We start from the raw sequence: 15,654 nt of genomic DNA, 5'->3' as shown, positions 1-15,654 counted from the left end.
GCTGAGCACGCGACGAGCCGCACCCACGAGGCGCTGATCTGGAGGGCGACATGACCGGACGACCGGCGACCCATCGGCCGCAGACGAGCCTGACGCGCGTGCTCGAGGAGTTCGGCACGACGCTGCTCGACGTCGTCGCCGGCGAGATCACGGAGCGCACCGTCGAGGCGATCGTGATCCACGACCCGCTCGACGAGCCGGAGTCGCCGCGCGGTGCGCTCGTGCTCGGCGTCGGCGTGCGCGATGCCGGCGACGCGGTGCGGATGCTGCCCCGGCTCGGCCTGAGCGGCGCGGTCGCGCTCGTGGTCCGCGCGCCGTTCGCCGCTTCGCCCGAGGTGACCGCGGCCGCGGCGGAGTCGGGCGTCGCCGTGCTGTCGCTCACCCGCGGCACCGCCTGGGCGCACCTCGCCGGCCTGCTGCGCGCGCTCATGACCCCTGGCGACCCCGACGACGCCCGACCCGTCACCTTCGGCGGGATCCTCGCCGGCGACCTGTTCGCGGTCGCGAACGCGATCGCGGCCCTGCTCGGGTTCCCCGTCACCATCGAGGATCGCAACTCGCGGCTCGTCGCCTACTCCGCCCGGCAGGACGGCCCCGACGGCCGCGGCCCCGTGCAGGCGGTGCCGCCGCAGTACACCCGGATCCTCGAGGAGCGCGGCCTGTTCCAGGAGGTCTCGCGCAGCGAGCAGCCCGTGCTCGTCTCGGAGCTCGTCGCCGAGATCGACGCGCGCACCGTGCTCGCGGTCCGAGCGGGCGAGGAGGTGCTCGGCACGATCTGGGTGAGCACGGCCGAGCCGCTCAGCGCGGAGCACCTGCAGGCGCTGCACGATGCGGCGAAGCTCGTCGCCATGCACATGGTGTGGCAGCGCACCGATGCCGACGCCGAGCGCCGCAGGCGCGCGGGACTCCTGCGCACCGCCCTCGACGGCGGGACCGACGCGCCCGAGACCCTGCACCGGCTCGGCCTGCGCGACGAGGCGATGGTCGTGCTGGCCCTCACCCTCGTCGACGCGGCCCCCTCCGCACCCGATCGGATCTCGGCCGACCGCGTCTCCCCCGCGCTGCTCGCGGCGGAGCGCAAGCGGGTCGCCGACGCCTTCGCGGTGCACCTGGCGTTCGCGCACCCGCGGGCCGTGACGGGGCTGATCGGCGACGTCGCCTACGGCGTGCTCCCGAGCGGCGACGACGAATCGGCGGTGCGCTTGGCGACCGAGTTCCTCACCCGGGTGCGCTCGGCCCAGCAGCCCGTCGTCGGCATCGGCCGCGTCGCCCGCGACGGCGCCGAGCTCGCCCGATCCCGCTCGGGCGCGGACCGCGCGCTGCGCGTGCTCCGGGCGGCGTCCGGATCCCACCGCGCCGGGCCCGTCGTGCGCTTCGACGACGTGCACGCCGAGGCGCTGCTGCTCGAGCTCCCCGTGCCCGCGAAGGACCTCCCCTCGGGCGTCATCGCCCGGCTCGCCGCCTACGACGAGGAGCATCAGAGCGCGCTCGTCGACACGCTCCGCGCCTGGCTCGACGCGTTCGGCGACGTGGCCGCGGCGTCCGCCGCGATGTACGTGCACACCAACACGTTCCGGTACCGGCTGCGCCGCGTCACCGAGGTGGGGCTCATCGACCTCGACGACCCGGACGCGCGCTTCGCCGCGATGCTGCAGCTGCGCCTGCTCGCCCTCGCATCGGACCGCTGACCGGCGGCGCACCGCGGGCGGCATCCCGCCCAGCCGCGCGCGGCTCACCGCGGCGCGAACACGCCGATCAGCAGGGGCACCGACACGAACAGCAGGATCGTCGCGACGCCGATCCCCGCCCACACCCAGCTGAGTCCCGATCCCTCGCCGGAATCGCGGACGCGCGCCGCCGGAGCCTGCGCGGCGGGCGCGAGCGCCGCCGCGTACCGGCTCGTCTGGTGCTCCAGCAGATCGACGAGCCGCTGCGTGGCGAGCAGGAGGCGCCGCATCTCCTCCGGCTTCCAGAACGCCGTGGACGGCTTCAGGTACAGGGTCAGCCGCCCGTCGACCAGTTCGAGCTCGGCCTCGTGCGAGAACTCCAGCACCGCCTCGATGACGTCGGGGGTCAGCAGGACCAGGGCGTCGATCTGGCCGCCCGGCACGACGAACAACCGGAACCGCTCGGCGTAATCGCCCTCGAGCGCGAGCCGCTGGGCGCCGCTGCGCGAGATCCCGGCCAGCGGGAGGATGCGCGCGCGTCGGTTCTTGAGGACGAGGTGCGGCACGGGGGTGCCGAGCCCGACCTCGACGAAGACGAACGCCCGGCGCACGTCGGCGGACGAGCCGTGTCCGGAGCCGAACGCCCGATGCCGCCCCAGCGCGAAGCCGATCCCGTGCGCGCCCGCGCGGGCGGCGCCCGAGAGCACGTCGCGCTCGACTCCCCGCAGGTGGCTGGGGAATCCGAGGCCGGGGCGCCGCACGTTCTCCTGCCGGGCGGCGAATACAAGGCCGTTCGCGCGGGCGAAACCCGCGATCCGCGCGCCCCGCATCGCGCCCCGCGCCCACGTGATCGCGAGGTGCACCACGGCGAGGGCCCAGAGCGCGGGGATCGCGGCGAGGAACGGGAGGACGCCCGCACCGCGCAGCAGGATCACCGTCAGCGCGACGAACGCGCAGAACGCGACGGCCGCCGCGCACGCGATGACGCCCACCGACGGAGACCCGGGGGCCAGGGCACCCCGCGCGTACCGGAGCACCCGGCGCATCCCGGGCCGGCGCCGCAGGGGCGAGAGATCCGCGTCGGACAGCCCGCCCCCGGGGGTCATCAGCGCCTCGAGAAGACCGCGTCGTACTCGGCGCCAGTCACCTCGACGACGTCGGTCAGCGGCACGTAGGTCGCGCGGTCGAGGAACTTGCGCAGCTGGACGAAGAGCACCCGATCCTTCTTGTTCTGCCACACCACGAGGTGCAGGGGGCCGCTGTCGACGACCGGACGCTTCATCACGAGCTCGCGGAAGTTGCGGGCGGAGAAGAGCGCGAGCGCCTCCTGCTCGTCGGTCCGGCGCAGGTCGAGCCGGGCATCCGTGAACTGGGTGATCTTGCTTCCGGTCTCGGCCGAGGACCATCCGAGGCCCATGAGCCCGCGGCGCTTGAAGCGCCCCGGATCGGCCGAGAAGAACTCCTGGTGGGATTCCGCGTTGAACGTCGTCATGGGGGGCTTCCTTGTCGCTGGGATGAAGAGCGGGGGTCGGTTCCGCGAGTCGGGTCGACCGTCTCCGCATCGCGCACATTACCAGACTTCCGTCAGGCAATAGGGGTGATCCGGAACTCGTCAGAGCTCAGATCTCCAGCTCGTCGAGGAGCACCGCCAGCCACTCGGAATCCTGCTGCGCGAGGACCTCGGGGCTCGTCGCCGCGCCGTGCCCGGCGTTCTCGAACACGTGCAGCAGAATCGGCGCCTCCCCGCGCTGCGCGGCCTGCAGTCTCGCGACGAACTTGCGCGCCTGCCAGGGCGGGCAGCGGGGATCGGTGGCCCCGGCCTGCACGTACACCGCGGGGAACCGCGCGGGCTCGACGAGCTCGTAGGGCGAGTTGCCCGCGAGCCGCCGAACTTCCTCGGCGACATCGGGATCACCCCAGGCCTTGCGGATCACGAACTCGAGGTAGGGATCGCGGATCCCGCCGATGAGGTCGAGCAGGGGTGCACGAGGCAGCACCGCGCGCCAGAGGTCCGGACGGGTCGTCACGGCGACTCCGCACATGAGCCCGCCGTCGGATCCTCCGGTGAGCGCGAGCCCGCCCTTCGCCGCGATCCCGGTCGCGAGCAGGTGCTCGGCGACGGCGACGAGATCGCCGTCGCGCACGTGCCGACGCTCGCGGTGCGCGCCGCGGAACCAGTCGCTGCCGAGTTCGCCTCCGCCCCGCAGATAGGCCTGCACGAGCGTGCCTCCGGCCGCGACAAACGCGGCGAGGTCGCCCTGGTACTGCGGCAGCAGCGGCACGTTGGCCGCTCCGTAGGCCGAGATGAGCACGGGCGCGGGCGCCGCAGGATCGGCGCCCGCCGGGCGCACCACGTGGAAGGGGATCCCGGTGCTGTCGAGCGCGGTGGCGCAGGCGAGCTCGACCGTCGCGTCGAGCTCGATCCCGGGCGCCCGCAGCGTCTCGAGCGCGCCGGTTGCCGGCAGGTAGCGGTACACGCCCCACGAGGTGGTGAGCGTGGAGAACGCGAAGACGTAACCGTCCCGCTCGCTCGCGGGCGGATTCGCGGCGAGCGCGGTGAGGGCGAAGAACGGGGATCCGATCGCGCCCTCGCCGGGCAGCGGCACCCGGCCCGGCTCTCCGGGCAGCTCGCGTCCGTCGAGCCCGAGGATCCGCACGAACGCGACCGTGCGGTCGAAGCCGTGCAGCAGGAGGCGGTCGCCGACCGGGGTGATCGCGCGCAGCACGGTGTCGCCCTGCGGCACGAGCTCGGTCCAGGTGCTCGGATCGTCGGGGTGCTCGGCATCGAGCGGGATCGCGACGACCCGCCCCCGCGGGGCGTCGACGTCGGTGACCGCGATGTAGGCGTCGCCCACGATGTGGCCGGCGACCGTGCCTCCGGGGCCGAGCGGGAGCCCCGTGACGAAGGGCCGCCAGGGCTCCCCCGGGGTGTCGAGCGCGCGCACGGCGACCGGTGCCGGGCTGCCGAGCCGGTGGCTCGCGACGGCCCGCCAGCCATCGGCCGAGTACTGCAGCCGGGTGTACTCGCGCGACCCCTCGGGGATCGGCACGGCCTCGATCCGCGTGCCGTCGCCGATGCGGTGCTCGAACACGGCCTGCGCGAAGTCCTCGGGGCGGCCGGTGAGCGCGAAGAAGGAGAAACCGCGGCTGTCGGGCCACCAGCTCACACCCCCGGCCCAGGCGCTGTGCAGGGTCTGCGGCGGGGCGTCGGCGCGCTCCGCGCCGGTCGCGACGTCGACGAGGCGGATCCGGTGGTGCTCGCTGCCGTCGGTGCAGACGCCGAGCGCGAGCAGCCGGCCGTCGGGCGAGGGGGCGAGCCAGGACAGGGTGGGGACGGGCGCGTCGGCCCCGAGCTCCGGGTCGCGGAAGTCGGCGAGCCGCGCGAGCACCCGGCCGGGCCCGTAGGGGGCGTCGGCGACGAGCACCTCCGGGCCGCCCGGGCCGGCTTCGGTGCGGAACCAGCGCCCCGCGGCGGGCGCGGGCAGTTCGGGCCGGGCGCCGTCGTCGAAGGCCTCGACGAGGGCGCGGGCGCGCTCCAGCTGCCCGCCCGCGGCGATGGTGGAGACGGCGAGCGCGGCCTGCTCCCGCTGCCAGTCGCGCACCTCGGCGGTATCGGCCTCGAGCCAGCGGTAGGGGTCGGGGATCCGCACGCCCGCGGGCTCCGAGAATTCGGCCCCGGTGCGGGTCGGCGGGTAGGCGGGGCTCACGGCTGCTCCTTCGCGTCGGGGGTGCCGAGGCCGAACTCGGCCCGGAGGCGCTCGAAGGCGCCGGGCACGCGATTGGCCTCGCGCAGGTGCACCACGGCGTCGAACGCCGCGGGGAAGTCGTCGACGGGGTCGAGCTCGCCGCCGGCGAGGATCCCGCTCGCTCCGGCCAGCAGCTCGGCGAGCTCGGGATCCGAGCCGGCCGTCACGTCGGCGTCGAGGCGCAGCAGCACCGCGACGGATTCCGCGCCCGCGGTCTCGGGTGCGGGCAGGACCCGTTCGAGCGCCGCTTCGAGGCTGCCCGGCACGGGGCCCCGGTGGTCGAGCAGCACGTCGCAGTCGAAGGGGCGCGGCGACCGCTGCTCGAACCGCACGAGCGGGCCGTAGGCGTAGGAGGTCGCGATCGCGCGATAGGCGGATCCCGGTTCGGCGGCGAGCAGGGAGCCGAGCGTCGCCCGGCCGTGCAGCGGGGTCCGGCGCACGTGCGAGTTGTGGGCGAGCAGGATCGTCCGCCCGTACCGCTCGGCGATCCAGCGCACGGTGTCGGCCATGAACCGCTCGCGCGGGTAGGCGCGGGGCGCGCCGTCGGGGCCCGGGCCGTCGACGAAGTCGAGCTCGCCGAGGAAGGCGTCGAGCGAGGCCGCGGCCCGCTGCGCGATCCCGTCGCCCTGCGCGCGCACGCGCTCGATGAGACCGCGGATCGCGGCGACCAGCTCAGCCCGCTCCGCGGGGTCCATCCGGTCGAGCGCGATGGCCGCCTCGGTTCGCCCGCCGAGATCGGAGCGACGGAGCAGCTCGGCGTCGCCGGGCAGCGCCGGTATCCGGTCGAGGCAGGCCCGCACGGCGGGGCCGGGCGAGGTCGAGGATCCGGGGAGGTCGATGCCGATCACCCGCACGCGGCGCTCCGGGTGGGCGAGGTTCCAGTCGCGGAGCCCGGCGAGCATGTGCTGCACCTGCGGCGAGGCGCCGAACCCGTAGGTCATGCCGTCGCGGGCGACCGCGTCGAGGTCGGCATCGCGGCCGGAGCCGCCGACCCACGCGTCGAGCGCGAGGGACTCGGCGAAGCCGGACTCGACGGCGACCGCGGCGAACGGCGCGACGGCACCGTCCGGATCCTGCACGAGATCGCGCACGATCAGATCCTGCACGGTCTGCACGTCGGCGACGCTGTGCGCGGCCTCCCCGACCGCGAGCACGCGGGCGCCGTGCGCGAGCGCGCGCACCGCAGCGGCATCCTCCGCGGCGATCGATCCGGGATCGATCGCCGCGGAGTCGACCGCCGAAGCGGCGAAGCTGCGGAGCGCGCGCACGGGGGTTACTTCTGCCCCTCGGTGAAGTACCACTGCTCGGGCGAGTAGATGAAGCTGAGCAGCGCGTTGAAGGTCTCGGGCGGGCCGCTCAGGGTGTCCTTCCACACGACGAGGGTATCCGGCGTCGGCAGCCACAGCGCGGGCAGTTCCTCGCCGATCAGCGTGCCCTCGGCGGCGAGCGCCTGCTCGTCGAGGCCGTAGGTCGAGGCCGAGATGGCCGTGTCGACCTCGGGGTTCGAGTAGCTGCCGAGGTTGAAGCTGCCGTCGGTGTTGAACACGGTGTTGCTCGTCGGGTATCCGGCCGCCTGGTAGAGCGGGCCGAAGTCCTGCATCGCCCACTCGTTGGTCTTGGCCGGGGCGAAGCTGTTGCCGTAGTTCTCGTACATGTAGTTCAGCGACTTCGTGACGACCTTGATGTCGATGCCGGCCTTCTTCGCCTCCGAGACGAAGGCGAGGTCGCGGGCGCCCACGTAGGCCGGGGTGTTGGCCGACGCGATCGTGAAGCTGATCTTCTGCCCCTGCGCGATCCCCTCGCCGCACTGGCCCGCGCCCGTTCCCGGGTTCGTGCACGTGGTGCCCTTGGGGTCGACGGTCCAGCCGTTGTCGGTCAGCAGCTTCTGCGCGGCCTTCGGGTCGAACGGGTACGGCGGCTTGTCCCCGAACTTCGGCGGGAAGGGCGACTCCGCGCCGAGCGGGCTGTAGTTCTCCTCGCCCGCGCCGTTGTAGACGCCGCGGCTCTTGACGTAGCCGGGCTGGTCGATGAGCTGCTGCAGGGCCTGGCGCACGTACTTCTGCGCGATGACCTTGTCGAACCCGTCGACCGTGTTCTTGAAGTTGATGATGAGCGAGTCGAAGCGGGCCGGCGCCGGGGCGCCGTAGACGTGGTAGCCCTTCTTCTGCAGCGCGGGGATCTGCGAGGCGAAGCTCGAGTCGAGCGTGCCGACGGTGAGCTTGCCCGCCTTGTACTGGTTCAGCACGGCCGAGGCCGAGGTGAACGCCTTGAAGTCGACCTGGGCGAGGCGGTGCTCACCGGGTCCGCTGTACTTCGTGTTCGGCGTGAGCGAGTACGAGCCGGTCGTGGGTTCGAACGACTTCAGCTGGTACGGCCCGTTCACGATCTTCCACAGCGGGTTCGTGGCGAAGGTCGACTGGTCGGCGGACTGCGAGGTGAGGTACGCGTAGATCGCCTTCGCGTTCTCGGGCTTCGTGAAGTCGAGCAGCGGGCCGCCCGTCTTCGCGACGCTCCAGTCGGCCGACGGCATCACGTAGATGAGTTCGAGCATCGACAGCAGGTAGGACGGGTTGTAGACCTTCTCGAGCTGGAGCACGAGGGTTTTGTCGTCGGGAGCGGTCGCGGTGACGCCGTCGGGGAACTGGCCGGGCGTGTAGAAGCTCCAGTTGGCGGGGCTCTCGGCGATCGCAGCCTTGAGCAGGGCGAGCGAGAAGACCACGTCCTTCGAGGTGACCGGCTTGCCGTTCGACCACTGGTAGTCCTTCATCGTGATCGTCACGGTCTTGCCGTCGGCGCTCGTCTTCGGCAGCTCGGCGAGGCTCGATCCGGGATCCACGATCTCGCCGCCCGTGCCGCTCGGACGGTAGAGCGCGCGCCACAGCATGCCGCGGGCGATCACGGTGCCGCTGGCTTCGGCCGGCGGGTACGGATAGATGTAGTTCGGGCTGAGGCCGGGGGTCAGCGCGACGGTCGCGGTGCCACCGGTCTGCGGCTTGCCCGATTCCTTGGGCAGGGTCGAGTAGTCGGACTTCGCGTCGGTCGGGCCGGCGCAGCCGGAGAGCAGCAGTGCTCCCGCGGCCGCGACGACGACCGCGATGCGGGCGCCGCGGCGGGTGAGGATCGTCATGTGGGTTCTCCTGGTTCGGAAGGGGAAGGGTCGTTCGGGGCGAGGGGTGCCGAGCCGGCGAGCACCGGGTCGCGGTGCGCGCCGGGCGGCTACTCGCCGCGGCGGTCGAGGGCGTCGCGCAGGGCGTCGCCGAGCAGGTTGAGGGCGAGCACCGTGAGCACGATGCAGCCGCCGACCGGGTAGATGAGCCACCAGTAGTCGGAGGCGATGAAGGTGACGCCCGCGGAGAGCTGGCTGCCCCAGTCGGTCACCGGGTAGGTGAGGCCGAAGCCGAGGAAGCCGAGCGCCGCGATCGTGAGGATCGCGTCGGCGACCTGGAAGGTGACGTTCACCACGATCACGCCGACGGTGTTCGGGATCAGGTGGGTGAAGATGAGGCGGCGGTTCTTCGCCCCCATGAGCCGGGCTGCGAGCACGAACTCGCGGACCCGGAGCGAGAGCACCTCGCTGCGGATGAGGCGGGCGATCACGAGCCACGAGAAGCCGCCGATCACGAGCGCGAGGGTGACCGGCGTGGCGGTGAACCGCGCCGACAGGATCAGCACGAAGAACATGAACGGGATCGCCAGCAGGGTGTCGACGACGCGCATCATGAACCCGTCGAGCACCCCGCCGACGAGGCCGGCGATCGCGCCGTAGATGGTGCCGACCACCGTCGCGACGAGCGCCGCGAGCAGGCCGATCTGCAGCGAGACCTGCCCGCCGAGCATCATGCGGCCGAGCACGTCGAAGCCGTTGCTGTCGGTGCCGAGCGGATACCCGTCGCCGGGCGGCAGCGCGGCGTTCAGCAGGTCGACGTCGGTCTGGTTGGTGCGGTAGACGAGGGGCCCGACGAAGCAGAACAGGAGCAGCGCGACGAGGATCGAGGCGCCGGTCACGCCGAGCTTGTTGCGCATGAGCGAGCGCAGCACCGCACGGAAGGAGCGGGGCGGCCGGGTGACGGCGATGAGGCTCGTCGGATCGGGCTCGGGCTTCGCGGTCGAGGTCTGCACGACCGCCTCCTCGGCGACGGCGGCAGCGGGCTCGTGGTTCGATGCGGTCATTTCTTCAGCTCGATCCGTCGGTCGGCTCGCGCGACCATGAGGTCGGCGATGAAGTTGCCGGCGACCGTGAGGACGCCGCCGATGAGGGTGTAGGCCAGCAGCACCGGGTAGTCCTCGCGGTGCAGGCTGTTGAGGAACAGGAGCCCGAGGCCCGGGTAGTTGAACACGGACTCGACGATCAGGTTGCCCGCCAGCAGGATCGGGATCTGGATGCCGACGAGGGTGATGAGCGGGATGCATGCGTTGCGCAGCAGGTGCTTCGTGAGCACCATGCGCTCCGGCAGGCCCTTCGCCCGCGCTACCTTGATGTAGTCCTGGCCGAGCTGCTCGAGCGCCGAGGAGCGCTGGTACTGCGAGAACACGACCACGTTGGTCACGGTCAGGGTGATGAGCGGCAGCGCCATCGCCCTCGGATCGGTGAAGATCACCCACGGCGATGACGACTGCGAGGCCTCCGCCGGGAAGATCGGGATCGCCTGGCTGAGGATCGCGATCAGCAGCAGCGCGATCAGGAACGAGGGCGTCGCGTAGAGCACGTAGGAGACCGCCGTCGCGGCACGATCCATGAAGGAGTTCTTGCGGACCGCCTGCGCGATGCCGAGCGGGATCGCGATGATCAGCGACAGGATCAGCCCGGCGAACGAGAGCATCGCGCTGCGACCGGCGTTCTGCCACAGCAGCACCGAGACCTGCTCGTTGAGCTTGTAGGAGCGGCCGAGATCGCCCCGCACCAGGTCGCCCAGGTAGCTGACGTACTGCACCAGCACCGGACGATCGTAGCCGTGCTCCTCGTTGAACGCGGCCACCGCCTGGGGCGATGCCTGCGGGCCGAGCACCGCGCGGCCCGGGCTGTCCGAGATGAAGTGCAGCATGAGGAACACCACGAGCGAGAGCCCGAGGAGCACGAGCAGCGAGACGGCGATGCGCCGCAGGGCGTACATGGTCATCGTGCGCCTCCCAGCGCCGGCTCGGACTGGGGCTCGGCCCCGGATCGCGGCGCCGCCGCGGACGCGGCGAGCTCCTGCAGCGGGAAGTGGCAGGCGACGCCGTGCGTGGCGGTCACCGCACGCATGGCGGGCTCCTCCGTCGCGCACCGCTCGGTGGCGAGCGGGCAGCGGGTGCGGAACCGGCAACCGCTCGGCGGATCCAGCGGGCTCGGCAGCTCGCCCGTGATCCGCTCGCCCGCCGGCTGCGCCGCCGCCTCGGGATCGGCCACCGGCACCGCCGAGAGCAGGCCGGCCGTGTACGGGTGCGCGGCCGAACCGTACACCTCGTCGGTCGATCCGACCTCGACCAGCTTGCCGAGGTACATCACGCCCACCCGATCCGACAGGTAGCGGACCACCGAGAGATCGTGCGAGATGACGACGCTCGACAGCCCCCGCTCGATCTGCAGGCGGCGCATCAGGTTGAGCACCTGCGAGCGGATCGACACGTCGAGGGCGCTCACCGGCTCGTCCGCGACGAGCACGCGAGGATCGAGCGCGAGCGAGCGGGCGAGGCCGATGCGCTGGCGCTGCCCGCCCGACAGCTCGTAAGGGTAGCGGTCGAGGATCCCGGCGCCGAGCCCCACGCTGTCGAGCAGCTCGCGCGCCGTCGCTGTGCGCTCCGCCTGCGTGCCGATCCCCTGGATCGCGAGCGGCTCGCGCAGGATCTGCCCGATCCGCATCTTCGGATCGAGCGCAGCGCTCGAATCCTGGAACATCATCTGCAGCTGCGTGCGCCGCGCCCCGAGCTCGCGGGGCTTCAGCCCCGACACCCGCGCCCCGTCGAGCCGCACCTCGCCCGAGGTCGGCGCGTCGAGCGCGACGAGCATGCGGCCGAGCGACGACTTGCCGCAGCCGGACTCGCCGACCAGACCGAAGGTCTCGCCCGCGCTCACCTCGAAGCTCACGCCGTCGACCGCCTTCACCGTGCGGCGCTTCCCCGTCAGCCGGAAGCCCGAGACGGGGTGCTCCCGCCGGACATCGACGACCCGCAGGCGCGGCTCCTCGGCGCCGGCACCGGTCGCGGCCTCCTCTGCCGCCTCCGTCGGTCGCGCGAACGCCCGCTGGCGCACCGTGATCGTCTTCGCGATCACCGGATTCCAGCACGCGAACCCGTGCCCATCCGCCGACGCCTCGAGCGTCGGCGGATACTCCTCGCGGCAGCGCGCGCTCGCCGCCGAGCAGCGGGGCGCGAAGCGGCAGCCCGGCGGCTGCTCCGCGGGATCGGGCGGCGATCCGGGGATGCTGAACAGTTCGATGTCGCGATCCTGCTCGAGCGACGGGATCGACGACAGCAGCGCGTGCGTGTACTGGTGCCGGGTGTCGCTGAACAGCTGCGCGGTCGGGCCGGTCTCGACCAGGCGCCCCGCGTACATCACGCCGACGCGATCGGCGTAGCGCGCGACGACGCCCATGTCGTGCGTCACCAGGATCATCGACATGCCGAGCTGCCGCTTCAGGCCGTCGAGCAGTTCGAGGATCTCGGCCTGGATGGTCACGTCGAGCGCGGTGGTGGGCTCGTCGGCGATCACGAGCTTCGGCTCGCACATGAGCGCCATCGCGATCATCACGCGCTGGCGCATACCGCCGGACAGCTGGTGCGGGTAATCCGAGAGCCGCTCGGACGGTCGCGGGATCCCCACGAGCGCCAGCATCTCCTCGGCCGCCTTCAGCGCGGCGGCGCGACTGCCGCCCCGGTGCAGCCGGTACGGCTCGGCGATCTGCTCGCCGATGCGGCGCGTGGGGTTCAGCGAGGTCAGCGAGTCCTGGAACACCATCGCGATGTCGTTGCCGCGGATCCCCCGGTACGCCTCCGGCGCCAGCCCGACGAGCTCGCGGCCGTCGAACTCGATCGACCCGCCCGTCACCCGTCCGCCCGCGGGCAGCATGCCCATCACCGCGAGACCGGTCATCGACTTGCCCGATCCCGTCTCGCCGACGATCCCGAGCGTCTCGCCGCGCGCAACCGACAGGCTCACTCCGGTGACCGGCCGCACGAGGCGGTCGCCGCGGCGGATCTCGACCGTGAGATCTCTGATCGTCAGCATGCTGCGCTCCCTTGCGCGATCTGGAACCGGGTCCCGGCTCGGAGTGGTGGATGGTTCAGTGGCTCATGTTCGATGGTGCGGGAGCGGGCCCCGCGGCGGTTCGTCGGCTCCTGCGAAGCCGCGGCGGATCATTCGTCGGGCGCGACGAACGCCCCCGCTCCGGTCCCCGCGGAACCGACGGTGCGACCGGCCGACGGCACCCCGAGCTCGGCGCGGAAGAGGCGGCGCACGTTGCCGCCGAGTACCGCGAGGATATCGCCCTCCCGCCACCCGCGACGCAGCAGGGCGTCCGTGAGCAGCGGGAGCCCGGCGGGCCCCTCCAGGCCGGGCAGGTACTCGTCCGCGGCGACACCCGCCACCTCGGTCGCCTCGCAGCAGGGCGGCGTCGTCTCGGCGAGCACCTCCTTCAGGAAGTCGGGGCCGATGCCGACGCGCTCGATGCCCGCGACCGACACGAGGTGCTCCAGGTGATCGACCAGTCGATCGACCGAGAAGTCGGACGCGTGCAGGAACGGCGCGTAGAAGTTCGCGCAGACCACGCCACCGCCCGCCGCGATGCCGCGCAGCTGCTCATCGCTGAGGTTGCGGTGGTGATCGAACAGGGCCCGCGCCGAGGAGTGCGTCGCGATCACGGGCCGGCTCGCGAGCTCGAGCACATGACCGACGCCCGCGGCGCCGAGGTGGCTCACGTCGAACAGCATGCCGAGCCGCTCCATCTCGGCCACGGCCCGCACACCGGCGCTCGTCAGCCGGCTCCCCGTCGCGTCCTCGCCGCTGCCGTCGGCGAAGCCGCCCCGCCCGAAGTGGGCGAGCGACGCCACCCGCACCCCGAGGCGGTGCACCGTCTCGAGCAGCTCGACGTCGTCGCCGATCCCGTGCGCGCCCTCCAGCGCGAGCACCAGGCCGATCCGCCCGGACTCCGCGGCGGCATCGAGATCCGCGCCGTCGAGGCAGAGACGCACGGCGTCCGCGTTCTCCGCGGCGGCGCGCCGCCCGGCCTCGAGCATGCGGAGCGTGCGCCGAAGCGCCCCCTCCGGACGGTAGGCGTCCTCGATGAACACGGGCAGCACCTGCAGTTCGACGCCGCCCGCCCGCAGCTGCGGCACCCAGCGCTCGCCGAAGAAGCTCCCCCACCGATCGACCGGTCGGGCCACGACCGCGCACAGCAGGTCGTTGTGGGTATCGGCGACGTAGGCGCGGCGATGCAGCTCGGCGGCGGCCGGCGACGGCGCGCTCCCGGCGCTCACGCGTCCACCCGCACGTCCGCGCGACCGGTGTGCAGAATCCCGGCACGGCCGCGCGCGTCCGGCGCGAGGAACGCGACCGGCTGGTGCACCCCGCCCTCGGGCTCGACCGGCAGCAGCGCGTCGCCGCGCCAGCCCACGAGCTCGCTGCGATAGGGCAGGTCGCCGAGCTCGGCGACGATCCCGACGGGGACGCGCTCGAGCCAGAGCCGGCCGTCGACGTCGATCCGCACCTCGGTGATCGCGGTGCTCGACGCGTAGCGGCCGGTGAAGCGCTCGGGATCCGCCGGCAACGGCACCGGATCGTGCGCCGGATCGTGCGCCGGGCGCGGCGGCTCCGCCGGAGCGATCCCGGCGAACTCCTCGAGCACGCGGTCGGCGATCTCGGCGAACACCGGCTTCGCATCCCCGCCGTTCGCGAGGACCGCGACCGCGATCCCGCGCGCGGGCACGAGGCGCAGCAGTGCGGACTGCCCGATCGTGCTGCCGTCGTGGCCGATCACCCAGCCGCCGTCGCGCTGCCACATCTCCCAGCCGAGCCCCCAGGCGGTGCCCTGCGCGATCTCGGGCAGCAGGATCTGCGGGTGCTGCATCTCGCGGATCGCGCTCGCGCCGAGCAGCTCCTCCCCCGGAACCGCGCGTCCGCCTGCGAGGTGCAGGCGCGCGAACGCGATCAGGTCCTCGGCGCGCATCGCGAGCCGGGAACCCGCCGGCGAATTCGACCGGGCCATCGCCCAGGTACGCGTCGGGGCGAGCGGAGCGTCGGGATCCTCGCGCACGTGCCCGACCGCGGCCGCCTGCAGGATCGCCTCCCCCGCATCGCCCGCCGCGCGGTCGAGCCCGAGCGGATCGAGCAGGCGCTCGCGCAGCGCGCGATCGAAGGGGACGCCCTCGATCACCTCGATGATGCGGCCGAGCACGCAGATGCCGGCGTTGTTGTAGGAGAACATCGTGCCCGGCGCGAAGAGCTGCGGGGTCGTCGCGAGCTCCGCGACGTAGCGCTCCAGGCAGTCGTCGTTCTCGCCCGTGTCGGTGAACACATCGCCCTCGAAACCGGAGCTGTGGCAGAGGAGCTGCCGCACCGTGATCCGCTCCGCGGCCGCCGCGTCGGCCAGGGCGAACTCGGGCAGGATGCTCCGCACGGTCGCGTCGAGGTCGAGACGCCCCTCGTCGGCGAGGCGCATCGCGAGGGTCGCGGTGAGCACCTTCGTGACGGAGCCGATCTGGAACACCGCGTCGCCCGTGACCGGCACGCCGGTGCGCAGGTTCAGCACGCCGGCCGCGACGGTGATCGTCTCGTCCCCGATCGCGACCGCGAGCGAGGCGCCCGGCACCCCGTGCTCGGCGAGCAGCTCGGGCAGGCGCGCGGCGAGGTGGTCGCGCAGGGCGCGCGTGCGGTGGTCTGTGCGGTCGTTCGTGCTGTGGCCCGATCCGGCGTCCGCCCGGTCGTCCGTGCGGTGGCTCGATCCGGCGTCCGCCCGGTGGCTCGTTCGCGGCATGATGGCCCCCTTCGCCCTCGATGCGCACGAGCCTAGGGAAAGCGCGGAAGCCCTGATTCGTCGAACCCGACGAGCCGCCCGGGCCGAGCTCGTCGGCCCGGCCGAACGCGCGGGCGTACGGTCGCGCGATGCGACGGCGGTCGCCGGGGAGAACGGTACTCGGAGAGGGCGATGCTCGGGCAAAGGAACGGCGGTCCTGCCGAGAGCCGGTGGTGGTGTCGAGGATGGGGGCAGAATCACGAAATTCACGCCGCCTCTCGACAGGAACACCGTCCTTCGCCAGGTACACCGCTC

At 72.8% G+C, this 15,654-nt stretch carries 11 protein-coding genes; 1 reads left to right on the top strand and 10 read right to left on the bottom strand.

The features are described 5' to 3' along the window. Positions 1 to 50: 50 nt before the first annotated feature. Complete coding sequence (locus ABD169_RS04545) at positions 51 to 1,688, top strand: PucR family transcriptional regulator (RefSeq protein WP_046454811.1); 1,638 nt, start codon at positions 51 to 53, stop codon at positions 1,686 to 1,688. Positions 1,689 to 1,732: 44 nt separating this feature from the next. On the opposite strand, the gene ABD169_RS04540 is transcribed toward ABD169_RS04545, so the two are convergent. The 10 genes from ABD169_RS04540 to ABD169_RS04495 all read right to left on the bottom strand — a co-directional run bounded on the left by ABD169_RS04540 (position 1,733) and on the right by ABD169_RS04495 (position 15,360). Further along, complete coding sequence (locus ABD169_RS04540; RefSeq protein ID WP_344029866.1) at positions 1,733 to 2,773, bottom strand: hypothetical protein; 1,041 nt, start codon at positions 2,771 to 2,773, stop codon at positions 1,733 to 1,735. Beyond that, a complete protein-coding gene (locus ABD169_RS04535; protein ID WP_046454813.1) occupies positions 2,773 to 3,159 on the bottom strand; it encodes a hypothetical protein in 387 nt (128 codons plus the stop codon). The genes ABD169_RS04540 and ABD169_RS04535 overlap by 1 nt, the downstream gene beginning before the upstream one ends. 127 nt (positions 3,160 to 3,286) lie before the next feature. Then, positions 3,287 to 5,374 (bottom strand): prolyl oligopeptidase family serine peptidase, encoded by a 2,088-nt coding sequence (locus tag ABD169_RS04530; protein WP_344029863.1) that lies wholly within the window; start codon positions 5,372 to 5,374, stop codon positions 3,287 to 3,289. After that, on the bottom strand, positions 5,371 to 6,681 hold the full coding sequence (locus ABD169_RS04525; RefSeq protein WP_344029860.1) for an erythromycin esterase family protein: 1,311 nt from the start codon (positions 6,679 to 6,681) through the stop codon (positions 5,371 to 5,373). Before ABD169_RS04525 ends, ABD169_RS04530 begins: the two co-directional genes overlap by 4 nt. Positions 6,682 to 6,686: 5 nt before the next feature. Next, positions 6,687 to 8,540 (bottom strand): ABC transporter substrate-binding protein, encoded by a 1,854-nt coding sequence (locus ABD169_RS04520; protein WP_344029857.1) that lies wholly within the window; start codon positions 8,538 to 8,540, stop codon positions 6,687 to 6,689. 89 nt (positions 8,541 to 8,629) lie between these two features. After that, positions 8,630 to 9,583, bottom strand: a complete 954-nt coding sequence (locus ABD169_RS04515; protein ID WP_084821018.1) for an ABC transporter permease — start codon at positions 9,581 to 9,583, stop codon at positions 8,630 to 8,632. Continuing rightward, complete coding sequence (locus tag ABD169_RS04510; protein WP_344029851.1) at positions 9,580 to 10,530, bottom strand: ABC transporter permease; 951 nt, start codon at positions 10,528 to 10,530, stop codon at positions 9,580 to 9,582. The genes ABD169_RS04515 and ABD169_RS04510 overlap by 4 nt, the downstream gene beginning before the upstream one ends. Beyond that, a complete protein-coding gene (locus ABD169_RS04505) occupies positions 10,527 to 12,617 on the bottom strand; it encodes a dipeptide ABC transporter ATP-binding protein (RefSeq protein ID WP_344029848.1) in 2,091 nt (696 codons plus the stop codon). Before ABD169_RS04505 ends, ABD169_RS04510 begins: the two co-directional genes overlap by 4 nt. A 128-nt stretch (positions 12,618 to 12,745) precedes the next feature. Next, the gene (locus ABD169_RS04500; protein ID WP_344029845.1) at positions 12,746 to 13,864 is read right to left on the bottom strand and encodes a dipeptidase; all 1,119 of its coding nucleotides are present in this window, start codon (positions 13,862 to 13,864) and stop codon (positions 12,746 to 12,748) included. Continuing rightward, positions 13,861 to 15,360: a serine hydrolase domain-containing protein gene (locus tag ABD169_RS04495; protein WP_344029842.1), complete on the bottom strand. Its 1,500-nt coding sequence runs from the start codon at positions 15,358 to 15,360 to the stop codon at positions 13,861 to 13,863. Before ABD169_RS04495 ends, ABD169_RS04500 begins: the two co-directional genes overlap by 4 nt. Positions 15,361 to 15,654 lie beyond the last annotated feature (294 nt).

This window comes from Leucobacter iarius, assembly GCF_039530105.1.
Taxonomy (GTDB): domain Bacteria; phylum Actinomycetota; class Actinomycetes; order Actinomycetales; family Microbacteriaceae; genus Leucobacter; species Leucobacter iarius.
Note: the sequence above shows the minus strand (reverse complement) of the source record. Positions and strands in the feature narration are given on the sequence as shown.